General features: G+C 67.3%; 26 protein-coding genes and 1 tRNA gene. 3 read left to right on the forward strand and 24 right to left on the reverse strand.

Annotated features, from left to right (window positions below; genetic code table 11):
- Positions 1–88: 88 nt before the first annotated feature.
- The 15 genes from GF399_03060 to GF399_03130 form a co-directional block, all read right to left on the reverse strand.
- Positions 89–165: transfer RNA gene (locus GF399_03060), tRNA-Pro, on the reverse strand.
- A gap of 118 nt (positions 166–283) precedes the next feature.
- On the reverse strand, positions 284–727 hold the full coding sequence (locus GF399_03065) for a ligand-binding protein SH3 (GenBank protein MBD3399292.1): 444 nt from the start codon (positions 725–727) through the stop codon (positions 284–286).
- Between the two features lie 46 nt (positions 728–773).
- Complete coding sequence (locus GF399_03070) at positions 774–1,490, reverse strand: hypothetical protein (protein ID MBD3399293.1); 717 nt, start codon at positions 1,488–1,490, stop codon at positions 774–776.
- A 33-nt stretch (positions 1,491–1,523) separates the two neighbouring features.
- Positions 1,524–2,816 (reverse strand): hypothetical protein, encoded by a 1,293-nt coding sequence (locus tag GF399_03075; protein MBD3399294.1) that lies wholly within the window; start codon positions 2,814–2,816, stop codon positions 1,524–1,526.
- 804 nt (positions 2,817–3,620) lie between these two features.
- A complete protein-coding gene (locus GF399_03080) occupies positions 3,621–5,630 on the reverse strand; it encodes an excinuclease ABC subunit C (protein MBD3399295.1) in 2,010 nt (669 codons plus the stop codon).
- Between the two features lie 992 nt (positions 5,631–6,622).
- Positions 6,623–7,603, reverse strand: a complete 981-nt coding sequence (locus GF399_03085; GenBank protein MBD3399296.1) for an FMN-binding protein — start codon at positions 7,601–7,603, stop codon at positions 6,623–6,625.
- The gene (locus GF399_03090; GenBank protein MBD3399297.1) at positions 7,590–8,255 is read right to left on the reverse strand and encodes a hypothetical protein; all 666 of its coding nucleotides are present in this window, start codon (positions 8,253–8,255) and stop codon (positions 7,590–7,592) included. Before GF399_03090 ends, GF399_03085 begins: the two co-directional genes overlap by 14 nt.
- A 16-nt stretch (positions 8,256–8,271) precedes the next feature.
- The gene (locus GF399_03095; protein ID MBD3399298.1) at positions 8,272–8,424 is read right to left on the reverse strand and encodes a hypothetical protein; all 153 of its coding nucleotides are present in this window, start codon (positions 8,422–8,424) and stop codon (positions 8,272–8,274) included.
- Between the two features lie 10 nt (positions 8,425–8,434).
- Positions 8,435–10,255, reverse strand: a complete 1,821-nt coding sequence (locus tag GF399_03100; protein MBD3399299.1) for a hypothetical protein — start codon at positions 10,253–10,255, stop codon at positions 8,435–8,437.
- A 109-nt stretch (positions 10,256–10,364) separates the two neighbouring features.
- Positions 10,365–10,748, reverse strand: a complete 384-nt coding sequence (locus GF399_03105; GenBank protein MBD3399300.1) for a response regulator — start codon at positions 10,746–10,748, stop codon at positions 10,365–10,367.
- A gap of 146 nt (positions 10,749–10,894) precedes the next feature.
- Positions 10,895–11,896 (reverse strand): response regulator, encoded by a 1,002-nt coding sequence (locus GF399_03110; GenBank protein MBD3399301.1) that lies wholly within the window; start codon positions 11,894–11,896, stop codon positions 10,895–10,897.
- A gap of 115 nt (positions 11,897–12,011) precedes the next feature.
- Complete coding sequence (nadD, locus tag GF399_03115; protein ID MBD3399302.1) at positions 12,012–12,590, reverse strand: nicotinate (nicotinamide) nucleotide adenylyltransferase; 579 nt, start codon at positions 12,588–12,590, stop codon at positions 12,012–12,014.
- 301 nt (positions 12,591–12,891) lie between these two features.
- Complete coding sequence (gene bamD, locus GF399_03120) at positions 12,892–13,683, reverse strand: outer membrane protein assembly factor BamD (GenBank protein ID MBD3399303.1); 792 nt, start codon at positions 13,681–13,683, stop codon at positions 12,892–12,894.
- 2 nt (positions 13,684–13,685) lie between these two features.
- Positions 13,686–14,513: a tetratricopeptide repeat protein gene (locus GF399_03125; protein MBD3399304.1), complete on the reverse strand. Its 828-nt coding sequence runs from the start codon at positions 14,511–14,513 to the stop codon at positions 13,686–13,688.
- The gene (locus GF399_03130) at positions 14,473–14,949 is read right to left on the reverse strand and encodes a hypothetical protein (protein ID MBD3399305.1); all 477 of its coding nucleotides are present in this window, start codon (positions 14,947–14,949) and stop codon (positions 14,473–14,475) included. The genes GF399_03125 and GF399_03130 overlap by 41 nt, the downstream gene beginning before the upstream one ends.
- Positions 14,950–15,053: 104 nt before the next feature.
- Here GF399_03130 and lpxB point away from each other — a divergent pair, with 104 nt between their 5' ends.
- A complete protein-coding gene (lpxB, locus tag GF399_03135) occupies positions 15,054–16,172 on the forward strand; it encodes a lipid-A-disaccharide synthase (GenBank protein MBD3399306.1) in 1,119 nt (372 codons plus the stop codon).
- The gene (locus GF399_03140; GenBank protein MBD3399307.1) at positions 16,169–17,950 is read left to right on the forward strand and encodes an ATP-binding cassette domain-containing protein; all 1,782 of its coding nucleotides are present in this window, start codon (positions 16,169–16,171) and stop codon (positions 17,948–17,950) included. The genes lpxB and GF399_03140 overlap by 4 nt, the downstream gene beginning before the upstream one ends.
- A 137-nt stretch (positions 17,951–18,087) precedes the next feature.
- Here GF399_03140 and GF399_03145 read toward each other — a convergent pair whose 3' ends face one another.
- From GF399_03145 to GF399_03185, 9 genes are all read right to left on the reverse strand, one after another.
- Positions 18,088–18,807 (reverse strand): endonuclease III, encoded by a 720-nt coding sequence (locus tag GF399_03145; GenBank protein MBD3399308.1) that lies wholly within the window; start codon positions 18,805–18,807, stop codon positions 18,088–18,090.
- 44 nt (positions 18,808–18,851) lie between these two features.
- Positions 18,852–19,910, reverse strand: a complete 1,059-nt coding sequence (locus tag GF399_03150; GenBank protein MBD3399309.1) for an ATP-dependent 6-phosphofructokinase — start codon at positions 19,908–19,910, stop codon at positions 18,852–18,854.
- A 359-nt stretch (positions 19,911–20,269) separates the two neighbouring features.
- Positions 20,270–20,548, reverse strand: a complete 279-nt coding sequence (locus tag GF399_03155) for a hypothetical protein (protein ID MBD3399310.1) — start codon at positions 20,546–20,548, stop codon at positions 20,270–20,272.
- 15 nt (positions 20,549–20,563) lie between these two features.
- Positions 20,564–20,896 carry a hypothetical protein gene (locus GF399_03160; protein MBD3399311.1) on the reverse strand — a complete coding sequence of 111 codons (333 nt, stop codon included), beginning with the start codon at positions 20,894–20,896 and terminating at the stop codon, positions 20,564–20,566.
- Positions 20,897–20,914: 18 nt separating this feature from the next.
- Positions 20,915–21,409 (reverse strand): hypothetical protein, encoded by a 495-nt coding sequence (locus tag GF399_03165; protein ID MBD3399312.1) that lies wholly within the window; start codon positions 21,407–21,409, stop codon positions 20,915–20,917.
- 85 nt (positions 21,410–21,494) lie between these two features.
- Complete coding sequence (locus GF399_03170; protein MBD3399313.1) at positions 21,495–22,112, reverse strand: nitroreductase; 618 nt, start codon at positions 22,110–22,112, stop codon at positions 21,495–21,497.
- A gap of 380 nt (positions 22,113–22,492) precedes the next feature.
- Entirely contained in the window at positions 22,493–23,116 is a 624-nt protein-coding gene (locus GF399_03175) for a sugar transferase (GenBank protein ID MBD3399314.1), read from the reverse strand.
- A 196-nt stretch (positions 23,117–23,312) separates the two neighbouring features.
- Entirely contained in the window at positions 23,313–24,512 is a 1,200-nt protein-coding gene (locus GF399_03180) for a glycosyltransferase (GenBank protein ID MBD3399315.1), read from the reverse strand.
- Positions 24,509–25,354: a sugar nucleotide-binding protein gene (locus GF399_03185; GenBank protein MBD3399316.1), complete on the reverse strand. Its 846-nt coding sequence runs from the start codon at positions 25,352–25,354 to the stop codon at positions 24,509–24,511. The genes GF399_03180 and GF399_03185 overlap by 4 nt, the downstream gene beginning before the upstream one ends.
- A gap of 34 nt (positions 25,355–25,388) precedes the next feature.
- Here GF399_03185 and GF399_03190 point away from each other — a divergent pair, with 34 nt between their 5' ends.
- Positions 25,389–26,705: a geranylgeranyl reductase family protein gene (locus tag GF399_03190; GenBank protein ID MBD3399317.1), complete on the forward strand. Its 1,317-nt coding sequence runs from the start codon at positions 25,389–25,391 to the stop codon at positions 26,703–26,705.
- Positions 26,706–26,829 lie beyond the last annotated feature (124 nt).

Genomic DNA, 26,829 nt, shown 5'->3' on the forward strand with positions numbered 1-26,829 from the left:
GAGGTTTTTAGCTCGCCAGCTCCCCCCTGGCTCGGAGCGGGAGGTTTTCAGCCCACCTGCTCCCGGTTACCAACGGTGTGGGTATTGATGGTCGGGGCGAGAGGATTTGAACCTCCGACCCCCTAGTCCCGAACCAGGTGCGCTACCAGACTGCGCTACGCCCCGACGGTACTGCGCGTAATCAACGGCGGTTCGGAGGGGGACGCCGCGCAAGGGCGGCGTGGCGGTCGCGGTTGCGATCGCGGTAGAGAAGTGTACCTAGTTTGGGGGGAAAATGCAAGATTCAGTTGCCGAGGAAGATGGCGCGGATCAGGCCCTCGCCGCCGTAGTAGACGGCGGTGACGATCCCGCCGGCGATCAGCACGCCGAGGACGATGGCCGGGAGGGCTTTGCGCGCCGGGATGCCGAAGAGAAAGGCGGCCAGGGTTCCGGTCCAGGCGCCGGTGACGGGCAGGGGGATCATCACGAAGATCGTCAGCCCGAGGGTGCCGTATTTTTCAACCGTCTTCTCGGTGCGGCGACGGGTGCGCTCGAACAGCCAGGTAAAGAAACGGTTGGCCCAGCGCCACTGCTTGCGCATCCAGTTGCTGATGGGCTCGAGCAGCAGCAGGATGGGGATGACCGGGATCAGGTTGCCGAGGACGGCGAACAGGTAGGCCTCGCTCCAGGGCAGGCCCTGACTGAGACCGATGGGCAGGCCGCCGCGCAACTCGATGATCGGCAGCATGGACCAGACGAAGACTTTGAGCCACAGGGGCACGGGAACCTCCGGGTCAGTTGATGCTCCAGCGGTCGCCGGGGCGGGGACGCCGGGGCTTGGGGTCGTCGACGTAGCTTCCGTAGGGCTCGGGTTCGCCGCCGTGGTGGACGAGGTGCCAGTTGCGCATCGCGGCGACGGCCCGCATCACCCGCGCGCTCTGTTCCCTGTAATAGCGCTGCCGGTCGATGTCGGCGCCGGGACGGGTGATGCGCAGGGGTGGACCGATGTAGGCCCGGACGCGGGGCAGTCGGCCGCGTTGTAATCGAGCGAGGGCGTCGTGGCTGTCGTGGATGTAGAGGGGCAGGACGGGTGCGCCGGAGCGGGCGGCGATCATCGCCACGCCGGGGGCGGGACGGCCCAAGCCGTCGCGACGGATCCGGGTGCCTTCGGGGAAGATCAGCACGGCTTTGTTCCGACGCAGGAGCTTGAGAGCCAGCCTGACCGCCCCGACATCGCCGCCGTCCTCACTCAGGGGAAAGGCCCCCAGCTTGCGGATCAAGCTACCGAAGAGGAAGGGCTCGAAGAGGAAGGCCTTGGCCATGAAGGTCAGCCGCCGCCTGACGGCCACCCCGGCGATGATCGGGTCGAGGAAGGAGCTGTGGGTGGGGGCGACGATCAGCGGTCCGCTCGGCGGTACGAAGGCCCGTCCGCGGACCCGCAGCCGCAGCGGCAGGGCGCAGAGGACCTTGGAGAGGAAGAGCAGGGAGCTGTAGAGCAGACGGCGCAGCATCCCGCCGATAATAGCCGTTGACGCCCGCAAGGGTCAAGCGTCGGCCTCATCCTCGGGCAGGCTGGTAATCAGGTCGACCTTGCCGCGCCAGGTGAGGATCGAGTGGTAGGCCACCAGGCGGCGGCCGGCCAGGTTGCCGATCAGGCCCGCCAAGGTGACGGGGATCAGCACCGAGGGGCCGAAGACCTCGACCATCATCACCGCGGCGGCCAGGGGGGCGTTGGTCAAGGTGACCAGGACGACGGTCACCCCGGCGGCCATGAACAGGGGCTGGTCGGCCAGACCGCAGGCGTCGGCGGCCAGGGCACCGACCAGGCTGCCCAGGTAGACGGCGGGGGCCAGCAGACCGACGCTGGCCCCGCTGCCCACGGTCAGGGAGACGCAGGCCGTCTTCAGGCCCAGCAGGATCAGGATGGTCAGTAGGGGGACGGGGACGGCGGCGTTGAGGGTCTGGATCTCGGTGGCGCCGAGGGAGAGGACCCGCCCGGCCAACTCCGGCGCCAGGGCGACCACCAGGACCCCGCCGGCCAGAGCACCCAGCAGGGGTCGCACGACCTTGGGGGTGTCGAGCTTCTCGTGCAGGCCCGCGACGGCACGCATGGACAGGGAGAACAGGGCGGCGACGACTAGACCGGCGCCGATGCTGAGCCAGACGCCGCCGATCAGCTCCCAGCGCGGCGAAAGGTCTTCGACCAGGGTGAAGCGGAACAGGGGGCGATAGAAGCCGGTCAAGCGGGTCAACAGGTGGGCGGCCAGGGAGGAGAGCAGGACGGGGAAGAAGCGGCGGTACTCGAGGTGGCGCAGGAACAGCACCTCGGTGGTGAACAGGGCCGAACCGAGAGGGGCGCCGGTGATCGCCGTCAGCGCCGCCGCCATCCCGCACAGGCCGGCCGTCTTGAACCGCTCGGGGTCGAGGCGCAGGGCCCGACCGATCCAGCCGCCGAGGCCCAGCCCGGCGTAAGTCAACGGCCCCATCAAGCCGCCGGAAATCCCCGAGCCCAGGCCGATCAGGCTGGCGGTCAGCTTGAGCGGGGCGTCGGCGGGACGCTGGGCGCCGCCGCGGCGGTGGTAGCACTCCAGGGTATCATCGAGTCCGGCGCCGGAGATCAGCTCCCAGTCGTAGCGCGAGATCAGCCCGACCAGCAGGCCGCCGGCCGCCAGGGGCCACAGCACCTGCCACCAGGCCAGCCCGCCCCACTCCCAGGGTGGCAGGCCGCCGTGAAGCAGGGAGCCGAACCAGACGATGAACTCCCGGGCGCCGACGGCCGTCGCCGCCGCGCCGACGCCGATCACCAGCCAGGCCGCCAGTCGCCGAAGCTGTTTCATCCTGGATTTCAACGCGGCTCCGTTGTTGGACTATCGCAATAAGGTGTTACCCTTGCCATTTCCGTCCTTTTGGGCTAACCTTATGGATGCGGGTGATGTCTGCTTGGCCCGTGGGTAAGGCCCAAAATAAAGAACCAACACTCGATTAACGGGACCCGGCATGGGGCAGTGGCGCTCCGGTCCTCAGCGACCACGAGCATAAGCCGCCCCGACGGCACCCACCTGGGAACTGGGTTCTATTTATTCGGCAAACCCCACGACCCGGCGGTGCACCCGCACCAGCCCTCATTCAAGATTGATAACAGCTTGTTTTTCCCCGGCCGGCGGTTCGCCAAAGCGGCACCGGCCGGTTCGTCGTTATGTGCCGTTCGTGTCTTGCATAAGTGTTTTCCAGCGGTTTTCCGTTGGGGTGCGGCGACAGGGGAAAACCGCCCCGACGGCACCCACCTGGGAACTGGGTTCTATTTATTCGGCAAACCCCGCGACCCGGTGGTGCGCCCGCACCAGCCATCAGGCGAGCTTGATCACAGATTGGTTTTTCCCGGTCGGCGGCTCGCCCAGGCGGCTCCGGCCGGTTCGTCACGTCGCCGCGGGGCCGGAGGGCGCCGCCGGGAGCCCCTCCGATCCGTCCCGGCGACCCGGTCCGGCCGCACTGCGCCCCCGGAACCGGCACGGTTTTTGCATCTCGGCGCCCGTCGCAACGGCGGTGCGGTGTGGCCTCCGCAAAAACCGTGCCGGTTCCGGGGGCTTGGCGGATGCTGACGCCGTGCCGCCGCACCGGGGGGCTCCCGGCGGCGCGGGCGGCTAGAAGTAATGGATCTTGAGGTAGTTGAGCAGCTCCCGGGCCAGCTTCTCGCTGACGCCCTTGACGGCGCTGAGCTCCTCGACGGTGGCCCGGCGGATGCCTTTCAGCGAGCCGAAGGTGTCCAGCAGGGCCTTGCGCCTGGTGGGGCCGATACCGGGGACCCGTTCGAGGATCGACTGCAGCCCGTCGGCGCGCCGCAGTTGACGGTGGAAGCGCAGGCCGAAGCGGTGGGCCTCGTCGCGGACCCGCTGGAGCAGTTGCAGGGCCGGAGAGTCCAGGGGCAGCTTGACGGGGGTCTTGCGGCCGGGCTTGAAGATCAGCTCTTCTTTCTTGGCCAGGCCGATGACGGCGAAACGCCCGGCCAGACCTTCGGCTTCCAGGGTTTCAACCACGGCGCCGAGCTGGCCCTTGCCGCCGTCGACGACGAGGAGGTCGGGAAGTTTACCCTTGTCGGCCAGTTTGGGGTAGCGGCGTCGGGTGACCTCGGCCAGCATGGCGTAGTCGTCGGGCCCCGGCGTTTTGAGTTTGTAGTGGCGGTAGCCGCCCTTGAAGGGCCGGCCGCCGCGGAAGCGGACCAGGCTGGCCACGGGATTGTCGGCGCCCAGGTTGGAGATGTCCAGGCCCTCGATGACCAGGGGTACGCCGTCGAGGCCCAGGCGCTCGGCGAGCTGGACGGCGGCTTCGGCCTGGCCCCGCTTGGCCAGTTGGTCGATCAGCAACTGCTCGAGGTTGCGCCGGGCGTTGCGCTGCGCCGATTGTTGCAGTTCGCGCAGCCGACCGCGCTGGGGTACGATCAAGCGGACCCGACCGCCCCGGGTGCGTCGGGTGGGTTCCGTCGAGGGCGAGGCCCGCAGTAGGGCCCGAGTGGCCGGGGCCTCACCGATCTCGTTGCGCAACCGGGTGATCAGCTTGGTCAGGTCGTCGGCGTCGGCGGGTTCCGTCGGCAGGATGATTCGCTGGGGGATCCAGTCGGCGCCGGTGTAGTAACTGGAGAGGAAGGCGGCCAGCACGGCGGCGTCGCTCTCCGCAGGGTGGGCCGTCAGGGGGAAGGCGTCATCGCCCAGCAGGTAGCCCTGGCGGATCTTGAGCAGCTCGACGACGCTTTCACCGCGCCGCCGGGCCAGACCGAGGATGTCCAGGTCCTCGGCCCTGGTGCTGACGGCGCGCTGCTTGGTCATCACCTGCTCGACGGCCCGCAGGGCGTCGCGGTACTTGGCGGCGCGTTCGTACTCCCGTCGCTGACTGGCCTCGCCCATCTCCCGCTTCAGCCGCTCGGCGACCTCGCCGCGGCGGCCCTGGAGGAAATCCGTCGCCGCCCGGACGTAGGAGGCGTACTCGCGCTTGGAGACCGCGCCGACGCAGGGCGCGCTGCAGCGCTCCAGGCCGTGCAGCAGGCAGGGGCGCCAGTCGGGCATCGGCTGCTTCCCGCCCTGCTCCCGCCAGACGTGGATCTCCCGCTTGCAGACCCGCAGACCGAACAGGCGCTGCAGGGTCTTGAGCGTCGAACGGGTGGCCTTGGCGTTGGAGAAGGGACCGAAGTAGGTCGAGGCCCGCTGCGAGGTGTCCCGGGTGACCATGATCCGCGGAAACACGTCCTCCGTGGTCAAGCGGATGAAGGGGTAGCGCTTGTCGTCCTTGAGGTTGATGTTGTAGCGCGGCTTGTGGAGCTTGATCAGCGAGCTCTCCAGCAGCAGCGCCTCGACCGGGTTGGCCGTCACCGTGACGGTGAAGTCCTCGACCCGGCGCACCATCGAGCGGGTGTGCGGCTCGAGGGTCGCCCCGGCTTGGAAGTAGGAGCGTACACGGTTGGCCAGGTCGTCGGCTTTGCCGACGTAGAGCACGCGGTTGCCCTTGCCCAGGAAGCGGTAGACGCCGGGCTCGTGGGGCAGGCGGCGCAGCTTGAGCTGCAACGGATCCTCCGCCGGATTATCCGCGGCTTCTTCCGCGGCCGGTTCGTCGCCGATCGCGCTCTCGGGTGCGTTCGGTTGTTCGTTGTGTTCGTCGCTCATGCCGTCGTCCGGGGTCAATCTCCTTTAGTTCCACACGATTATAGCAGAAACACCGCGGGAGGGCGGCGGGGGCTTCGAGCGGACTCGTCGGCGGACCGGTGAGCCGCCGGCGCGGTTCTTGCCCGTCCGTCAATCCGCTCCCGGTCTGCCGAACGGGTGTTCGGCCGCGATTGGCCGAACGGGTGGGGGCGGTCTGCAAGAACCGTGACGGCGGCGGCGCCGGGTTGGTCGCCGGGCCGCTTCCCGCCGATGACCGGCGGCGCCTGGTTGGTCGCCGGGCTGCTTCCCGCCGATGACCGGCGGCGCCTGGTTGGTCGCCGGGCTGCTTCCCGCCGATGACCGGCGGCGCCTGGTTGGTCGCCGGGCTGCTTCCCGCCGATGACGGGCGGCGCCTGGTTGGTCGCCGGGCCGCTTCCCGCCGATGACCGGCGGCGCCTGGTTGGTCGCCGGGCCGCTTCCCGCCGGATGACCGGCGGCGCCGGATGCTCCCCGGCCCGTCACGGTTGTTGCGGGGCCGGGTTCGCCAGCGGGCGAACCCGGCGCAACAACCCGCGCCGGGCCCTCGACTATACGTTATCGATACGCTTCCCGTCTCTGTCGAGGCTCGGGAAAGAAACGATGACTACTCGTCTTTAGCATACATAGAAAACAGTAGAAACCCTACTCCAGCAAGTATAATGAATAATACATTAGCACTGAGTATGCAAGGAGTTACCATTAGTAAATTCGCTACTAGGTACATATGTCACCTCCTTAGTAATTTCTGAGCCGGTTAATCCGACTGATTACGTATTATACTATAGCATAAAACTTAGAATAAGTCAAGTTTTTATTAATTGTATTTTTTTATATGTCTTTTGGGCTCTATTTATGTTATCTATTTGGTAATATACTATGTATCTGCGTAAATTACATTAATTGCCACCAGTCGTATACTATATTTTAAACCCGCCATTCGGCGGGTTATCAACATCTCCCAGGTGCTGTGTATATTAGACCTCGAACAGGCTGCGCTTGGCGGCGATGGCCTTGCCGGCGGCGGAGAGGGCGCTGATGCCGTTGGGGCAGCGGGCGGCGCAACGGGCGCAACCCACGCAGTACTTGGCCAGCTCCTCGACGCGCTCGTAGTTGCCCAGCCGGGTCTCGAGCACCATGGTCATCGGCAGGGGGACGTCGTCCTCGACGCGGCCGACGGGACAGACGCCGACGCAGGCCTGGCAGTTGTAGCAGTTGAGGCTCTCGCCGGTGTCGCGGACGACGACGCCGGAGATCATGAAGTCGAGGAGGAAGATGATGCCGTAGATGATGCAGAGCTGGAAGATCATCTCGCGGCTGAACTCGCCGTAGGTCAGCCACTGGAGCGCCTCGACGTAGAAGGGCTGCTCGCCGGCGCCGCCGGCCTGTTGCAGGGCCTCGTAGGCGGCGGCCTTGACGCCGTCGGAGGTGTAGGTGGCCCCGGAGACGGCGTCGACGTCGAGGGTCCGGGCGGCGGCGATCCGTTCGGGCAGTTGTTCGAGGGCCTCGTCGACGGCGGGCCGGCCCTGGGATTCGCTTTCGGCGGTGACGGCGAGTTCGACGATCCCGCCGCTGGAGACCTCGGCGGTCACTTCGAGGGGGTCGACGGCGTTCTTGCCCACTCCGTTGCCGACGTAGGTGCCGGGCTGCAGGGCCTCGAAGTCGATGCGCTCGGCTTGTTCGAGCAGGTAGAAAGCGCCGGTCAGTACGGCGGGGACGCTCAGCACCAGGGCGACCAGCACCAGGCGGTTCTTCTTGGCCCAGCGTCGACCCGGACCGAGGAAGAGGAAACTGAAGCCCAGGATCAGCACCAGCAGCAGGCGCGCCGGGGGGAAGAAGACGGCCACCACGATCGTCGCCAAAGCGATGCGCCAGGAGCGCCGCGGTAGCAGCTTGGCCGCCAGGTAGCCCTCGCCGCGGTTACGGGGGCGCTCGACTGTCGCCTCAGCGGTCGGCAACCTGGACCTCCTCGCCGGCCCGGCTCTCGATGATGGCCAGCATTTCGTCGTACAGGCGGGCGACCTTCTCGTAGCCTTCGCGGGCGTAGCGCGCCCGGGCGGCCTCGACGGTCAGCGGTTCCCGGGTCTGGGGATCGATGAAGCCCTGCTCGAGGACCAGCTCGGGTGAGACCTTGCCGTCGGCCAGGGCCTCCAGGGTCAATTCCTGCATCCGGGCGGCGATCTCCGGGATGTTGATCTCCAGGATGCACCACTTGGTGCAGTTGCCGCACTGGATGCAGCGCAGGCCGCCCTGGCGGATGAAGCGCTCATAGTCGGCGGTCCGGCTGGCCACGACCATCTCGACGGGGTAGATGAACTCGGGGCAGTTCTCGCCCTCGGGCTGGGAGAGGACGCGCATGCAACTGCGGTCCTCCAGGCAGTAGACGGAGTAGCCCGTACCGATGAAGACGGCTTTGAAGATGACGAAGGTAAGCGCCAGGGCGATGATCACCATGGCGATGCGGTTGAGGTGCTTGGTCAGCATCCGGTGCTGACTCTTGGAGATGAACTGGTAGCGCCGGACGCCGGGCAGGACCTCGATCTCCTCCCGCGGCCGGTCGTAGACCAGCTGCTCCTTGTCTTGACCCGACTGTTTGTTCTTGTCGGCCATGGTTTGCTCGGGGGTTCTAGGTCAGCAGGTAGAGGACGGCGACGATCACCCCGCCCAGGGCGCCCTGGAGGATGGCCTTGCGGGTGCGGAAATCCATCGCGTAGGCGATGATGGCCCCGGAGACGGCGCCGCCGAAGAGAAAGGCCAGCCATTTGGTCAGCTCGGTCATCGTCGCCTCCCTAGGTCGCCAGGAGCAGGGCCCCGGCGATCGCTCCGCCGACGGCTCCCTGGGCCAGGGTGGTCAGGAAGGGGGCCGTGCCGGCGATGGCGAAGAAGCCGCTGGGATCGGGATAGAACAGGGCGATGCTCATCAGTACGCCGGCGACGGCGCCGCCCAGCAGGAAGGTGATCCAGGTGGCGGTGTTCTGCTCGCGCTCCTGGGTCGGAGTGCGGCGCTTCTTGAAGGTGTTGGGGTTGATCAGCTTGACCACCCCGAAACTGAACAGGAAGACCACGGCCAGCAGGCCGAAGTAGATCGCCAGGTTGGAGAGGGTGAAGGGGTTGTGGCTCAGGACGAGGAAGCGCATCGTCAGGGCCGCCAGGGGGGTCATGCCGACGAGGATGCCGAAGCTCTGGGCGTTGCGCAGGTAGCCGATCTCGGAGCGCACCATCCCCTCGGAGATGGTGCCGATGCCCCCGATGGGACTGGGTCCGCAACTGGCCGCGGCGTTGACGATGAAGGCGGCCAGCACGCAGGCCAACTGATCACCGGAGAGCAGGCCGGAGGCGCCGGGCATCCAGCCCGACTTGGGTCCCATGGCGACGACGACGGGCAGCAGGGCCGCCGCCAGGATCCGCCCGCAGGGCATGGGCAGGATGGTCTCGAGCTGGACGAACAGGGCGATCATCCCCGCCACGCCCAGGCCGATACCGAGGATCTTGAACTCGGCCAGCCAGCGCAGCAGGTCGCTGAGGGCCTCGAAGCCGCCGGAGACGGCCAGGGAGCCGGCCATCAGAAAACCGGCCACCAGGGCCGTTATCGGGTGGAGGATGATCCCGGCGATCACCTGGCGGATCGACAGCCGGGCGATGACCATGATCAGCACCGTGGCCACCAGCAGGGTGGTGGTGATCGGCGTCTTGCCGAAGAGGTTGAAGACGGCGCCGATCAGGGCCAGCAGGAAGATGCCCAGGGAGATGTAGCCGACGAGGGGGGCCTTGAACTTCTCGGCGATGGCCTTCTCTTCCTCGGGCGTCGGCTGGGCGGGTTCCTCGGCGACGACGGCGTCGTCGGCCGTGGCGGCGCCGACGGACTTCGGGGATGGCGAGCCTTCCGCGGCGAGCTTGGAGGGGCCCGCGCTCAGGCGGATCTTCTCGTCCATGTCGAAGCGGGTGATGAACAGGCTGATGAACAGCGCCGTGAAGGCGGTGCCGATCATGATGCCGAATTCCTGGGCGTTGGTCAGCAGGCCCAGCTCCTGGAGGAAGCCCTCGCCGATCTGGCCGATGCCGCCGATCTGGCTGGGTCCGCAACTGGCCGCGGCGTTGACCGCCAGGGCCGTCACCAGGACCACCATCTGCTTCTTGGTGATCAACCGGGTGCCCTCGGGCCCCAGGGTGATGATCACCGGCAGCAGGGCCGCCGCCTGGATGCGCCCGCAGGGCATGGCGAAGATGGTGGCGAACTGGGCGATGAAGACCAGGGTGCCCGCCATCCCCAGCGGGGTGCCGCGCATCTTGTTGATGACCACCCGCAGGGCGGCGAAACCGCCGGAGCCCTCCAGGGCGCCGGCGATCAAAAAGCCGCCGGCCATGGCCATGATCGGCAGCAGGATCACGTTGGAGCCCACCGCCGAAGGCAGGCTGAGCAGCTCGGACAGGTTGCCTCCGTCCAGCCATTTGCCTAGGGCCGCCAGCAGGATATTCACCAGCGCCCCCAGGACCAGCAGCGTCTGGAGGGGCAGGGGGATCAACCGCCGGCCGCCGACCATCAGCAGGGGACCGAGGACGCAAAAAATAAAAACAACCAGGGACAGGATGCTGATAACCTCAGAGGCCAAGGCAGCTCCTGGGTGTTTTACTCACGGTTGGCAGGCTTGTCGCTCAGCGCAAACGGGTTGCCGGGAGGGGTAGCCGAGGGAAGAAACCGCGCTTTTCCCGGAAAACGGTTCAGTCAGCACCCTGCGACGACCGACGGCGATGGACCTCTTCCACCTTGCGGGCCACTTCTAGCGGGTCGAAGGGTTTGTGCATGATCATCTCGGCGCCGATCTCGCGGCTGATGCGGGTGGTCAGCTTGTCGTCGAGGGCGGTGAGAATGACCACGGGCAGGGCGGCCAGTTCCGGGTCCTCGGCCAGGGTGTGGTAGGTGGCGAAGCCGTCGGCGCCGGGCATCATGATGTCCAGCATGACGATGTCCGGTTTCTGATTCCGGACCACGGGGATGACCTTGAGCGGGTCCGATAGGGTGACGGCCTGATGGCCCAGACGCTTGAACGCCAGGGAAAGGGTCTCGAGAATGTGATCTTCGTCGTCGACGATCAAGACTTTCATTGCGTCGCCGTTTCTCCTGCGGCGCCGTTGCCGAGATGGGGAACCGGCCACGGTTCCGATACCCCCATTTCTCCAGCGCCAAGGTCAATAATACAAGCTCAAATCCCTTTCGGCAAGCATTCGAGGGGTGATGAGATGTGTTTGCTCTAAGCTTCGTCGCCGTCGGCGGCTCCCCGTCCCCGGATTTCGGGCGTGGCGCCGGCGTCGTCGAGATCGTCGTCGGAGCGTCGCTCGTGGACGATCACGCTGCCCGGTTTGCCCTTGCCGAATTTCTTCAGCTCGCCCTGGACCCCGGCGATCTCGGCAAAGGTCTCGAAGCTGCGCCGCTCGTTGGTGACGACGACGACGGTCAGGGTCAGCTTGATCGGGAAGCGGCGCAGGTGTCCCGTGCGGTCCTTGATCTCGAAATAGCCGCGCTCCAGATCGTCATCGTCGTAGTATTGGCACTGCTCCGCCTCGAAGAGTTCGATGATGTGCTCGGCCAGCTCGTCGTCGGAGTGGCGCGTGACGATGACGATGAAGTCGTCGCCGCCGACGTGGCCGACGAAGTCGCCGGGTTCGCCGAGCTCCCGGGTGGCCCGCACCAGGCAGTTGGCGGCCAGCTTGATGATCAGGTCGCCCCGGGCGTAGCCGTAGTAGTCGTTGAAGGCCTTGAAGCCGTCGATGTCCAGGTAGTAGAGCGAAAAAGCGTCGCCGGTGCGCACCAGCTCCTTGATGCGGTGTTCGATCTCCAGGTTGCCGGGCAGGCCGGTCAGGGGGTTGCAGCCCATCTGGTAGCGGGTGCGGGCCAGGACCATCTTGGCCCGGGCCAGCAGCTCCCGGTGCGAGAAGGGCTTGGCCACGTAATCGTCGATGCTGTGCTTGACACCCTTCTCCAGGTCCATGATGTCCTGCTTGGCCGTCAGCAGGATGATCGGGATGTGGGCGGTCTCGAAGCTCTTCTTGAGCTCTTCGCAGACCTGGTAGCCGTCGATGCCCGGCATCATCACGTCGAGGATGATCAGTTCGGGCTGGAAGTCGCCGACGAGCGCGAGGGCCTCCTCACCGTCGGCGGCGGTGGCGACCTCGTAGTTGTCCTGCTCGAAAAGGACCCGCACGATGGTGCGGATATCGGGGTCGTCGTCGACGATCATTACCCGGGTGGACATGGGTCGGGGGTCTCCCAGCGGGGCCGGTGCGAGAAGGGCGGCTGACGTGCAGACGGTGGAACAGGTAGGCGGTCGCGAAGGGACAAAGCGCTCTAAGTGATAAATATCACAAGCTTTAGCCGCGACGATACAACCTGCTCTCGGCAATATAGCCAATTACAGGGTCCGGGGTCAAGTAACGTAGTGAACGCCCCGCCACGACGTGTTTGCGCAACAGGGTGCTGGAAACGCCGAAGGGCGGCATCTCGAGGGCCCGGGTCCGGGTTCCCGGCGGTAGCACGCCCTCGTCGATCGTCACCCCGGGGCGGGGCACGTAGGCGAAGCGCACCAGGCGGACCAGCTCGCCGATGCGGTGCCAATCCTCCAGTTCGACGAGGTTGTCGGCGCCGACGAGGAGCCAGGGTTGTTCCAGCCCCAGGCGCTCGACAGTTTCGATGGTGTAGGACAACCCGCCGCGACGCAGCTCGAGTTCGGTCAGCGCGAAGGCCGGATTATCGGCCAGGGCCAGCTCGAGCATCGCCAGCCGGTCGGCCGCCGAGGCCCGGGGAGATCGATCGCGGTGGGGACCCCGGGCCGCCGGGACGAAGATAATCCGCCCCAGCTCCAACTGATCCCGGGCCGTCTCGGCGAGTAACAGGTGACCGTAGTGGATGGGATCGAAGGTGCCGCCGAAGATTGCCGTCTCACCAGACATCGAGCGCCGCAACCTCCGCTTCGGTTCTCCGTCGTTCCCTGCTGCTTCGCTGTCGGTGTGCCGATCACGGGCCGTTGCTTGCTGGGCTCGTGTAACCCGCGCATCTTACGCCGACGGTGGGCGGCCATTATAATACAAATCGAGCTAAATAACATTGGGGGGCGTCGGGGAGGGGACCCGGAGGAGACCTTGGGTCGCCGTCCAGCGCCGGCGTTTCAAGTTCGCCGGCGGTCGGGCGGCGTCGGCGCCGGAAGAAGAGCGCGCCCCGGGGGGCGCGCCGTGAGTCCGCAGGAGGGCGGGGTCAGGCCTCGTCGACGTCGTCTTCGCCGGCGTAGCCCAGCTCGTTCAGGCTGTCGCGGGCGTCCTCGGCGTAGGGGTTGTCGGGGTGTTCGTCGAGGATGCGCTGGAAACTGTCGCGGGCCTCGGCGGGGCGTTCCAGCTCCCGCAGGGCCTCGCCGCGGCGCCAGAGGACCTCGGGCAGGTAGCTGCTGTCGGGGAAGCGCTCCAGCAGCAGGTCGGCGTAGTAGATCACCGGGACGGGCTCGCCCATTCGCCGGTAGATGTAGGTGGTGTAGGCCAGCTTGCGTGACTGGATGTCGAGGACCTCGGCGATGGCGGCCTCGACCTCCGGGGTGAGTTCGGAGCCCGGGAACAGCTTGAGGGTGCGGCGGAACTCGCCCAGAGCCTGGTCCAGCATCGAGGTGTCGCGCTGGAAGCCCGGAGAGCGCTCCAGGTAGCAGCGGCCGATCAGGTAACGGGCGTCGTCGGTGTAGGGGGAGTTGGGGAAGCTGGTGGCCAGGTCCTCGAAGATGGCCTGGGCGTCGAGGTACAGCTCGTCACGGAAGTAGGACAGCGCCAGGTAGTACTGGGCGTCGTCGGCGTAGGTGACGTTCTCCGGATAGACGGTGGCGTTCTCGAAGCAGATCCGCGCCGTTTCGTAATCCTCTTCGTCGAAGTAGCGCTGACCCATCTCGAACCATTCCTGGGCGGTCAGGCTGAACAGGTCGGGCAGCTCGACGCCGCAGCCCGTCAACAGCGCCGTCAGCGCCAGGGCGCCGAGCAGGAGGGGGAATGCTGGATGGTTTCTCGCCAAGGCTAGTCCTTGAGGTGGTTGTTGATGTAGGCCAGGTAGAGGTCGACGGTGCGGCCGATCTCCTCGTCGAGGAGCTTGGCGCTCTGCAGGTGCTCCCGCGCCGCCTGGTGTTCACCCTCGCCGAAGAGGACGATGCCCAGCTCGAGATGGCCGCGGCCGTAGCGGGGGTTGATCTCCAGGGCTCGCTCCAGGGACTCGCGGGCTTCGCGGTGCCTGCCGGTGTGGCGCAGCAGGGAGCCGCGGAAGGTGTGCAGATCGGGGTAGTTGGGCGCCAGCTCCAGGGCGGCGTCGATGAGCCGCTCGGCGGCGGCGCTGCGACCGGCCTGCATCTCCAGGCGGGCCAGTTCGAGGTAAGAGTTGGCCAGGCGCGAAGCCAGACCGGGTTGCAGCTCGGGTCCGTCGGTCAGGGGCTCGAAGAGCTTCTCCCGTTCCCCCTCCACCTCGTCGTAGCGTCCCAGGTCGCTCAGGGTGATCAACAGATTCAGCCGGGCTTCCTCGTAGGCCGGGTTGAGCTCCAGGGCCTTGCGGTAGTACCCGGCGGCGCTCTCGTACTCCCCGCGCAGGGAGTGGCACATCCCGATCAGGTTGTAAACGTCGGGATAGGTCAAGCCTTCGCCCACGGCCATGCGCAGCTCGTTGAGAGCCTCGACGTACTGGCCGCGGTCGATCAAGCGGCGGGCGGCCTGGATGCGATCGTCTGCCTTGGACACGCAGTCTCCCCCTTGAGTATTGCCTCTATACCACTGATGGTCAGCCTGGGGGGAGTATAGAACCTGAGACGGGGCCCCGTCAACGGCTGTCGGGGTTCTCGGGGTCGGAGCCGGGTTCATCGTCGGGCGGTCGTGGCGCGAAGGCCGGGGCGAAGGGATAGCTCATCGCGTAGACCAGCAGGATGCCGCCGATGGCGGCGGCGGCCCAAGTCCAGTCCGTTTCCCGGGCCAGGGCGTTGACGATCAGGGAGTAGATGGCGGCGACGACGACCAGGGCCCCGGTGCCGAGGGCGGCCCAGCGTCCCCAGGGGCGCAGGGCGACCAGGCCGACACCCGTAACGGCCATGCCCGCCGTCAACAGCCAGTAGAGGATGCGCCAGAAGCCCACGGCGGGCAGGGGGGGGCGGTCGAACCAGGCCAGCGGGGGGTGGACGCTCAGGCCGACGGCCTGCAGCACGGCGCCGGCCAGCGCCAGACAACCCACCGCGCGCAGCACGCTGCGGGCGATGGTCCAGGGGTAGGGGGGGCGTTCCTCGGGTCGGATGATATTGGGCATGGCTCACCTGAGATAAGTAAACGTCCGGCGGCGGCCGGGGGTTCCCGGACGGCGGCGTCCGGCGACCTTTGACCGGGCGCGCGGGGCTGGGGTATCATCGCCGCATGGTCAACGCGTCGAAGGTGTTGTTGAGCGCCGGTGAGGCCTCGGGGGATCTGCACGCCGCCGCCCTGCTGCGCGAGCTGCGTGCCCGACGGCCGAGCTTGAGCGCCGTGGGGCTGGGCGGCGAGCGCCTGCGGGACGCCGGGGCCGAGTTGACCCTGGAGTATGGCGAGCTGGCCCTGATCGGCTTCGCCGAGGCCGTCCGGCGGCTGGGCGAGGTCCGCCGGGCCCTCGGGACCCTCGAAGCCGAGCTGGACTCCGTCGACGCCGTGATCTGCGTCGACTTCAGCGGCTTCAATAAACGTCTGGCCGCCCGGGCCGCCCGGCGCGGCGTTCCCGTAGTCTACTACATCTGCCCCAAGGTCTGGGTCTGGGGGGCCTGGCGGGCGGCGGGTATCGCCCGCCGATGCTCGCTGATGCTGACCATCTTCCCCTTCGAGGCGCCTTTGTGGCGGCACTACGGCGTTGCGGCCCGCTACGTCGGCAACCCGATCCTGGATTACCTGCCCGCGCCCGCTCCGCCGGGCGATCCGCGGCGGGTCGCCGTCCTGCCCGGCAGCCGAACCAACGAGCTGTGCGGCCTGCTGCCCGTGCTGGACGCCGCGGCGCGGCTGTTGCGGCGTCGACGCCCCGGATTGCGCTTCGTCGTCCCCTCCGCCGCGGAGGACATTCGTCGGTCGACCCGGGAGGTCCTGGCCGCCCTGCCCCCGGGTTCCCCCCTCGAAGCCGTGGACGGCGGCTTCCATGAGGAAATCGCCGCCTGCGGTCTGGCCCTGGTCTCCTCGGGCACGGCCAGCCTGGAGGTCGCCTGCCTCGGCGTGCCCCAGGTTCTCGTCTACCGGGTCAACACGCTGACGGCCCTGTTCGCCCGGGCCTTCATCCGCCTGCCCTGGGTCGGGCTGCCCAACCTCGTCGCCGAACGGACGATCGTTCCCGAGCTGTTGCAGGAACGGCTGACGCCGGCCAACCTGGCCGGGACGGCCGACGAGCTGCTGGCGAGTCCCGGGCTGCGCGCCGCGCAGCGGTCCGCGGGCCTGGAGGTCCGCCGCCGCCTGGGCGGTCCCGGAGCGGCCCGACGCGCCGCGGCCGCCGTCCTCGAACTCCTCGGGAGGCCGTCGTGAGCGGCAACCCCCGTAGACGGTCTCTCGGGCGCTTCGTCGAGCAGCTCAAGGGCCACTGGCTGGTCCTGGCCGGCGGGATGCTGGCCAACCTGACCGCCTCGGCTTTCGAGGGCGCCGTCCCCTGGCTGGGCGGCCTGTTCGTCGACCGTCTCGAAGGCCCCGTCGCCGGGCTGGACGCCTTTCTCGCCGGGCTGGGCTTTTCCGATCCGGCGGCGACGGCCCTCTGGCTGATCCCCGTCGCCCTGGGCCTGGCTTTGCTGCTCAACGCCGTTTTCGTCTTCGGCGGCGGCTTCGCCGTCCAGTACATCGGGCAGAAGACGGCCTACAACCTGCGCGGTCGCCTGTGGAAGCACCTGCTGACCCTCGATATGGGCTACCACGTCCGCGAGGGCGTCAGCCGGCCCTTAGACCGCCTGGTCAGCGACGTCAACACCCTCTCTCAATCCGCCAATTCAGTCAAGGAGCTCATCAGCGCCGTTTCGCGCTGCCTGGTCCTGCTGAGCCTGATCTTCGTGCGTCACTGGCAGCTCAGCCTGGTGACCCTGGCCGTGCTGCCGCCTCTGGCCCTGCTGCTCAACGTCCTCGGCCGCCGGGTGCGGCGCTACAGCCACCGGGTGCGCGACGAGGAGAGCTCGTTGTTGGGTCGCCTGCGACAGACCATCAGCTCGATGCGCGTGGTGCGGGCCTTCGGCGCCGAGGACCACGAACGCCGGGGCTACGGCGGGCGCGTCGAGGCCGTCCGTCGCGCCGAACTCAAGCGCGCCCGGGTCCAGGCCGCCACCCAACCCGCCATCGAGGCCCTCGGGGTGGCCGGGATCATCGGCGTCGTGGTCTACGGCGTCTTCCTCGTCGACGCCGGAACGATCTCCACGGGGAAGCTGATCGAGTTCATCGGCCTCGTCGCCCTGCTGCTGCAACCCCTGCGCGCCCTCGGCCAGGCCAACAACAACCTCAAGCGTATCGGCGCCTCCCTGGAACGCATCTACGAGGTTTTGGACACCGTGCCCGCCGTCGTCGAGCCCGCCGCCCCCCGGCGTCCGGAGCAGGTCCGCGGCGCCGTGGAGTTCGACGACGTCAGCTTCGGCTACGGCGAACGCGATGTGCTGCGCGGCGTCTCCTTCAGCGCCCCGCCGGACTCGGTCACCGCGATCGTCGGACCATCCGGCGCCGGCAAGAGCACCCTGGTGCGCCTGGTGCCCCGGCTCTACGACCCCCGCGACGGCCGGGTCCTCGTCGACGGCCTCGACGCCCGCGACTGGCCGCTGAACGAACTGCGCGGCCTCGTCGCCGTCGTACCCCAGGAGCCGATCCTCTTCGGCGTTAGCGTGGCCGAGAACCTGCGCTACGGCGCCCCCGGGGCGACCGACGACGAACTCTGGACCGCCCTGGAGGCCGTCGGCCTGACCGGGCGCATCGACCGCTGCGCCGCCGGGCTCGACGAGCGCCTGGGCGAGTTCGGCGTCACCCTCTCCGGCGGCGAGCGTCAGCGGATGTCGGTGGCCCGGGCCATGCTGGCCGACCCGCGGATCCTGATCCTTGACGAGGCCACCAGCTCGCTGGACGCCGAAAGCGAGGCCGCCGTCCAGGCCGCCCTGGAACGCTTGATGCGCGGCCGCACCACCCTGGTGATCGCCCACCGCCTGTCGACGGTCGCCGGGGCCGACCAACTGCTGGTCCTCGACGAGGGCCGGATCGTCGAGCGCGGCACCCACAGCGCGCTGCTGGCAGCCGGCGGACTCTACGCCGACCTCGTCGCCCGCCAGGAGGGCCTGCGTTGAGTCGCCGTTGACCCCCGTCAGCCGCCCGGATCAGCTTCGCCGGGCGACGCGGCCCCGTCAGCAGGATCCGATGAAGTATGATCGAGCGCCCGTCTTCGCGACGGGCGCCGTTCTTGATCAGTCGACCGACCAATACGTCAGCGGCTGTGCTCGACGCCCAGCCGGGGGCAATCGTCCAGCAGAGGGCAGTCCGAGCAGTGGGGCGAGACGGGCTGACAGCGCTCGCGGCCGAAGACCACCAACATCGAGTTGATGGGGATCCACCACTCCCGGGGCAACTCTTTTCTCAGCTCGCGCTCGGTCTGGTCCGGGCTCTTCGTCGCGACGTAACCCCAGCGGTTGACGATGCGGTGGACGTGGGTATCGACGCAGATGCCGGGCTTGCCGTGGCCGACGGTGACCACGAGGTTGGCGGTCTTGCGGCCGACGCCCTTGAGCCTGGTCAACTCGTCGACGGTGTCGGGGACGCGGCCGTCGTATTCCTCGACCAGACGGCGGCTGACCCGGCGGATGGTCTCGCCCTTCTGATTGTAGAAACCGGCGGGGTAGATGGTCCGGGCGATGGTCTCAGCGGGTAGTTCGGCCATCCCGATCGGGGTGTCGGCCAGCTTGAACAGGCGCTCCGTCGCCGGACCGGTGACCTCGTCCTTGGTGCGCAGGCTGATCAGACAACTGACCAATACGCGGAAGGGAGCCTGGTCGTCGGTGTGGTCCGGCTCGGGGTGGTAGGCGGCGGGATCGGTGGGCGGGGGCCCCTGCCAGCGTCCCTCCTGGTCGACGGTCAGGGCCCGGACGTCGACGATGTCGGCGGCCACCCGGCGCAGGACGTCGTCGATGTCGGTATTGGTGATCGGCATAGGCGAAGGGGTCCTGAACAGCCCCCCGACGTAAGGAGATGAGCCTAGTAGTAGAAGTTGCGGGCCATGTCGAGGAAGTCCTGCTCGACCATCTTGGTCTCGCTGACGGCGTCGTTGATCTCGACGGGGACGATGCTGCGACCCTGGAGCGCCGTCATGTAGCCGAAGCGTTTGGTGGCGATCAGGTCGACGGCGGCGGCGCCGTAACGGGTGCCCAGGATACGATCGTAGGCGCAGGGGCTGCCGCCGCGCTGCAGGTGACCGAGAACGACGTGGCGGGTCAGATCGTTGGTCTTGCGGCCGAACTGCGGCGCCAGCTCCTTGGCCAAAGCCTTGGAAAGCTCTAGGCCGATGCCGCCCAGATAAACGTGACCGAACTCGTCCCTGGGCATGTCCTCCTGGTAGACCTCGCGACCCTCCCAGACGGCGCCTTCGGCCACTACGACCACGGCGTAGTGCAGTCCAGACTCCCAGCGGCGCTTGAGGCTCCAGACCAGGTCGTCGACCTTGAAGGATTGCTCAGGGGTGAAGATGTAGTCGGCGGCGCCGGCCATCCCGCCGTAGGCCGCGATCCAACCGGCGTGACGCCCCATGGCCTCGACGACGAAGATCCGCTCGTGGCTGCGCGCCGTCGTCCGCAGGTTGTCGACGCTCTCCATCACCCGCTCGACCGCCGTCCAGAAACCGAAGGTGTAATCGGTGGCCGAGAGGTCGTTGTCGATGGTCTTGGGCACGCCGACCATCGGCAGACCGCGGTCGGAGAATTGCCGCGCCACGCCCAGGGTGTCATCGCCGCCGACGGCGATCAGGGCGTCCAGCTCGAGCTGCTTGAAGCTCTTCTCGCATTGGGGCACCTCGACCTCGGCGTTATCGCCGAAGGGATTGGTCCGGCTGGAGCCCAGGATGGTGCCGCCCCGGCCCAGAATCTCCTCGACCTCGGGCAGGCCGAGGGGGACGGCGTCGGCCTCGATGAGTCCCTGCCAGCCCATGCGCAGGCCGACGAAGTCGTAATCGTAAACGGTGACTCCGCGACGCACCGCGGCGCGGATAACGGCGTTGAGTCCCGGGGCGTCGCCGCCGCCGGTCAGGATTCCCACGCGCATCTCGGCCAAGGTAGACCTCCCCTGTCAAACGGTTGGAGTGGGTGAAGACTGACGGGAAAAGGATAAAACCGACCGGCCCCGGCGTCAACCTCGGCAAACGGCGTGCGGCGTTATTGGACCGAGACCTTTGAAAAACAGCCCCGAACCCGCAGAGCCGTTCGCGCGGCGGAACTGGTACGGTTTTTGCATCTCGGCGACCGTTGGACCGACGACAACGGTCCGCCTCCGCAAAAACCGTACCAGTTCCGCCGCTGGTTCACTCATCGTATGCTGGTATCGCGTGAGGCTGTTTTTCGAAGGTCTCCAACAACGAGGGCGCCCGCGGGCGCCCTCGTTGTTCATCTCGGACTTGTCGGTGGTCAGCGTTCCTCGTCCTCGTAGCCTCGGCGGAAGGCTTCGCCGAAGGATTCCAGGGTACGCATGAAGCCCTCGCCCAGCTCTTCGAGGCCCTTGCGGACCTCTGGCCAGGCCTGCTTGGCCTTGGTGGCCCACTCGTCGAGTTTTTCCTTGCTGATGCGCGCGCCGCGACCGATGGAGGCGGCGACTTCTTCGACCTTTTTCTCGAAGTCCGAGCGGTCGATGTCCTTCTCGTCCTTGAGCCCCTCGCGGACTTCGTTGACGAAATCTTCGAATTTCATCGGTATCCCCTTTACTCAGTTGTTGGGTGGTTTATCATTTGTCTTTATTTTCTGCTCAGCGGTATCGCTGTCCTTGGAGTCGTCATCCTGGCGGTTACGCAGTTTTTCCTGGCGCAGGCGGCGGGCGGTGGTCTCCGAAGCGGTCATCGATTCGGCGTAGGCCCGACCGAAGTTGCTCAGGCTGCGAACGATCCGGGGCCAGAGATCCTTGAGCCGTCCGATCAGTTCCTGGATACCGCAGAACAGACGCTGGAAGCCACGCCCCAGGCGTTTACCCAGGCGGATCAGGGGAGCGATGAATTTCTTGTGGTAGCCTCGCCCGCTGCTTTTCAGCTCGTCGAATGCCAAGACCGGCCTCCGCTGGTCTTAGTTCTCCTCAACCGCCGCATCAACGTTATCGATTTCGTCTGTTTCGTCCGCGATCGGCTCTTCGAGCTCGACGGCGGCGCCGGCCAGGTAGTCGCGCAGGTCCTCCAGCAGCGAGGTCCAGCCCTGTTGGTACTCCTCGACGTTGTACTGCAGACTGGGTCCCAGGGCTTCGAAGCCTTCGTGGAGCAGTTCGAGGGTCGAGCCCGACTTGGACTGCGTCAGTTCCATTTTGACCGTGGTGGCGGCGGGCCAGTCGTCGTCGCGCCACGATAGCGCGAGCAACTCGTTATCCCGCACCTGGACGACCTTGCCCTCGCTGGTTCGCTCCCGGCCGTCGCCGTCGCGCCAGTACTCGATGAAGGTTGAACCCGCCTCGGGTTTGAGGTTGACCCGCGGCGCCCACCACAACCGGCGCACCGCCGGGGTGAAGAGGGCTTGCCAGACCTGGGCCGGTTCCCGAGGTATCTCGATGCTGATGCGAACCTGGTCCATTCTGCTCCTCGCTAAGGCTACTCGAATCTCGCTGGTGTCTGCCAACGAGTTCAACTTAGCACAGTGGTCGCGGCCCTGTCATCCCTCAATTCCAGCCCCGACCGTGGAAGTGGACGAATTCGTTCTGGGGGCGGCGGGGCCGCCGCTCGCTCTCCTCCTTGCGCTGGGCGTCGCTGAGGATCTCCGGCGGGGCGCTCGGGTAACCGATGGCGATGGCTGCCTTGTAGGTGTAGCCGTCGGGCAGCGGATAGTGCTTTTCGAGCTCCTTGCGCGAATATCCCGCCATCTGGTGGAAGACCAGGCCCAGTTCGACGGCCTGTAGTGCCGCCAGCACCGTGGCCTGGCCGGCGTCGTAGGAGCTGAAGCGGTTGTTCTTGCCGTTGTGGTCGAAGCGCTTCTTGGCGATGCTGAAGGCCAGCACCGGCGCCCGCTCGGCCCAGGCGTTGCCTGCGCCCAAGCACTTCCGCGCCTTGTCCAGGGCGGCCCGCTCCTCGACGGTGAAGACGTTGTATTCCCAGGGCTGCTCGTTGAAACACGAGGGCGCCCAGCGGGCAGCCTCGAAGATCCGGCGCAGCTTGTCCTCTTCCACCGGGCGTTCCGGATCGAAGGAGCGCGGACTCCAGCGCCCGGCGACCAACTCGTGAACGGGATGCTCCGTCGGCGCGCTCAGGCGCACGGGGACGGATTCTGTCGCTGACATCATCACTCCTCGGTTGGGGGAAGCCGCTTTTCGTGGTCGGCGGTCTTTAACTATAAGACGAACCGGACCGTTGGGGCAAGCGTCACCCCCGGGATCGTCCCGGCGACCTTTGAAACCAGCAAGCCCCCGCGGTGAGCGCCCGCCCCAACCCCGCGCCCCGGAACCGGCACGGTTTTTGCATCTCGACGACCGTTGACGTGTTGTTAACGGTTCGTCTCCGCAAAAACCGTGCCGGTTCCGGGGCGCTGACGGTGTGGGCCCGCAGTATGGTTGGTGTTGTTTTCAAAGGTCGCCGGCGGCGTGGTTCTGCAGCCGGTGAGGGGGTTGAAAAAACCGCCCGGTGGGGCGGAACTTCATCCGGGGATGGCAGCCGGCGGTGGTTGTTAGGTCATGTGTTTCTTGCCGCGGAAGATGATGCTGGGGATGGTCCGCAGGATGATCCAGAGGTCGAACCAGAAGCTCTTTTTCTGAACGTAGATCATGTCGTACTTGAGCTTGTCGGCTGTGCGGTACTTGGTGTCGCGCTTGACCTGGTGGTAGCCGGTCAAGCCGGGCTTGACGGCGTGGATGATCGCCCACTCCTCGGCGGAGAACTCGTCGCACTGGCTGGGCATCACCGGGCGGGGGCCGACCAGTGACATGTCGCCGGTCAGGACGTTCCAGAGCTCGGGGATCTCGTCGAGGCCCCAGCGGCGCAGGAAGCGGGAGAAGGGGGTGGTGTAGTCTTCGTAGTTCTTGACGGGGGTTTTGGAGTCGCAGGTCAGGCTGTGGAACTTGACCATGGTGAACAGCTCGCCGTCGCGTCCGACGCGCTTCTGAAAGAACAGGGGTTTGCCGACGTCGTGGATCAGGATCAGGGCGAAGATGATTTGGATCGGCAGGGAGAGGATGAAGGCGGGGATGCCCAGCAGCAGGTCGAGGATTCGACTGGAACGGCTGTGGCGACGCAGGGCCTCGCGCTTGTCGGGGCTGAGGAAGTCGCTGGCCTTGAACCGGGATTCGTCCATCGTTTTTTAAGCTCGCTACCGGAGTTGTCCGCAGTCGGCGGTCGAAGGGGGCCGGGCGTGTTGGGGGTATTGATTATCCTCTGTATTGCTAAAAGCTTGCGCGGTCGGTTGGTGCATTATCCAATTAAAACCCCCGCGGGGTCAAGCCGCTCCGCGGGGTTGGCTTTGTGGTGCGCCGGGGGCCGCAGGCGCAGCGTCAATCCTGGCGGGGTTTCCAGGTCACGGCGCGGCGCCCTTTGCAGAAGCGCCCCCAGGCCACGGCCATGGCGGCGAAGGTAGCCGTGGTGTAGTAGGGCAGGGCGGGGAGGCCGCGGAGGCGGTCGTGGAGCAGGGCGCCGACGGCGGCGGCCAGATAGAAGGCGCCCTGGGCCAGGCTGAGCCAGAGATACGGATAAGCCGAGGCGAAGACGCCGACGTGGGCGGTCACGGCGCCGACGGTGCCGCTGAAGGCGCAGACGACGCCGGAGAGCAGCAGCGTCAGCAGCCAGAGCGGCGTTGTTTGGCGCAGGGTTTTGCGCAGGAAGAAATTGAGATGGTAGAGGAGGTGGCCCCGGAGCGGCAGGACCTGGTGCAGGTAGGGGAAGAAGCCCATCTCGAGCAGGGACAGCCGCACCCGTCGGCGGAACTCGTCCCCCGAAGCGGTCTGGGTCTCCTCCCAGGCCCGGACCCGGGGGTCGTAGATCGTCCGCTTGCCGAAGGCCACCGTGGAGACGGTCAGCAGGGTGTCCGGCGAGACCTCGGGGGCCGAGGGGTGGTAGAGTTCGCGACGCAGGGCCATGTGGCCGCCCTGGACGTAGATGCAGCTCCACATCCGGCTCTCCCAGATCTTCTGCCGGTCCTCGTAGCGACGGATGAAGGAGTTGCCGTAGGCGGTCGCCGTGGCGCCGTCCGTCGATGGGGGGCGCTGTTCGAGGTAGCCGCCGACGCAGCCGACGCTCGGATCGGCGAACAGCTCGGCGAAGCGCAGCAGGGCGTCGGGCTCCAGCATGACGTTGCCGTCGGAGTAGACGATGATCTCGCCTCGGCAGGCGGGGGAGAGCTCGTTCATCACCGTGGTCTTGCCGCGGTTCTCCTCGAAGGCCACCACACGTACCCCCCGATCCTCGTAGCGCCGGGCGAGGGCGACGGTGTCGTCGGCGGAGCCGTCGTCGGCGACGAGGATCTCCAGCTTGTCGGCCGGATAATCCAGCGCCAGGGCGTTCTCCAGCTTGGCGGCGATGTTGGCCGCCTCGTTGTAGCAGGGGATGAACAGGGTGAAGCTCGGGCGGTGGGCGGGATCGCGCTTGACCGGTCGGTGGATGAAGCGGGAAAGCAGGAACAACAGCAGGGGGTGGAGGAGGTAGATCTCCGCCAACACGAACAGCGATAGCCAGAAGATGACGGCGGCGACGGTCATCGGCGGTATTCGGCGCGGACGGCGGCGGTCCAGTCGTCGGTGGGCTCCAGCTTCAACGAGCGCAGCCGGTCGATGTTCAAGCCCAGATACGGCCCCCGGGGAACCTTCTCGCCGAAGTGGTCGCTGCTGACGCCCTCAAGCTCGACCTGGGCGAGATCGTTGGCGGCCAGGATCTCCCGGGCGAACTCCAGCCGGTTGGGCGGCGGGCCGGGGTTGGCCACATGGACGTAGCCCCGCAGCTCTTTCAGGGGCACTACGCCCAGCAGGATCTCCAGCAGATCGGCCATCCGCATCGGCGAACCGTAGCGGTCGTCGACCACCTGGAGCCGGTCGCGCTCCCGGGCCAGCTTGATGATGAAGTCGGGGAACTTGCCCACCTGGGTGCCGCCGAACAGCCAGCCGATGCGCAGGATGGTCCAGTCGTCGGCCTTGTCTTCGACCTCGAGTTCGCCCTCGCGCTTGGTCCGGCCGTAAACGTTGACGGGGTTGGGCGCGTCGGTCTCGGTGTAGGGCGTTCCCTTGACGCCGTCGAAGACGGCGTCCGTCGAGAGGTACAGCAGCCGGGCGCCGACGCGGCGGGCGGCCGCGGCGGCGTTGCCGGCGACGACGGCGTTGACCTGCCGGGCCAGCTCGGGCTCGCGCTCGCACTGGTGCAGGTCGGTCAGGGCGGCGTAGTTGACGACCAGGTCGGGCTCGGCCGTCTCGACGGCCCGGAAGAGAGCCTCGCGGTCGCGGGCGTCCAGCTCGGCCAGAGTAGGCGCGGTGACCGCCCAGCGCCGGGCCAGACTCGGAATTGTGAAGGTGCCGACGCGACCCTCGCCACCCAGGATGAACAGGCGCATGACTACCTCGGTGAAGGCTTTCCTCAGGGATTGAATTGGTATTTTACCGTACCGGCGGTCAAAGGTAAAGCGTAGCTGGGCCGTTGCCGCGCGGTTTGCTATAATCAACGCGCCACCGTCACCCGGGAGCGCCGTGGGTCGTCAAAGCGCCCAACTGGTAATCGTCGGCGCCGGTCCGGCCGGTTCCGCCTGCGCCCTGCACGCCGCCCGGGACGGCCTCGAGGTTCTGCTACTCGAAAAACGCCAACAGGTAGGTTTTCCCGTCCGCTGCGCCGAGGCCGTCGGCCGGGAGGGTTTCGCCGCCGAATTGGCCGCCGAGCCGGCTTTCTTTCCCGACGGACCCGCGGGCGATCCCGCCCCCGGGATGCTCGCCGACTTCATCGACGGCGGCGCCCTCGTCGCCCCCGACGGCACCACGGCCTATCTCGAAAAGCCCCGCGTCGGCTACGTGCTCGAGCGCAAGATCTTCGACCTGCTGTTGGCCGAGGAGGCCGTCCGCTGCGGGACCGAGCTGTGGACCAAGGCCCGGGCCGTCGGCCTGCGACGCGACGGCGACCGTTGGCGGATCATCGTCCAGCGCCACGGCTCGCGGATGGAGCTCGAGACCCCCCTCGTCGTCGGCGCCGACGGCGTCGAGGGTCTCGTCGGCCGCTGGGCCGGTCTCAAGAAGCCGCTCAAACCCGGCGAAATCCACTCCTGCGCCCAGGTGCTGGCCGCCGGTCTGGGCGATGAGATCCGCCCGCGCAGCGTCTACTTCCACCTCGGCTCCCGCCTCGCCCCGCGCGGCTATCTGTGGATCTTCCCCAAGGGCCCCGGCCGGGCCAACATCGGCCTCGGTCTGCGCGGCCCCGTCGAGGGGCCTCCCGCCCGAGCCCACCTCGAGGCTTTCCTCAACGCCAACTTCCCCGGAGCGGGTGTCCTGGAGGAGGTCCACGGCTGTGTGCCGACAACGGAACCGCCGACGGACCTCGCCGCCGACGGCCTCCTGCTCATCGGCGACGCCGCCCGCCAGGTCGACCCCTTCTCCGGCGCCGGCATCAACTGGGCCCTCGAGGCCGGTCGCCTGGCCGCCGAAACCGCCGCCGCGGCGCTCACCGCCGAGCGCACACCCACCCTCGAGCGCCTGAAAACCTACGAGCGCAACTGGCGCCGCGCCCATCGGCGCGAGCACCAGAAGCTCCTGCGCGTCAAAAACTTCGTCGACGAGCTGACCGACGAGGAGATCAACCGCGCCGCCGCCGCGCTGGCCGCCTCCACCGATGAGCTGGGCGAGTTCTCCGTCGGACGGATGCTCGGCCACATCCTGCGCCGGGATCCCGGCCTGCTCTGGAAGGCCCGCAAACTGCTCTGAAACCGCCGGCGAGAACTCAGAAAAACCCTCCGGCGATCGTGAGCACAGCGCTCACGCTCAGCGCCGGAACCGGCACGGTTTTTGCGGAGGCGGACCGTTGTCGGCGCGCTCAACGGCCGCCGAG

It is taken from the genome of Candidatus Coatesbacteria bacterium, from assembly GCA_014728225.1.
Taxonomy (GTDB): Bacteria; RBG-13-66-14; RBG-13-66-14; order RBG-13-66-14; family RBG-13-66-14; genus WJLX01.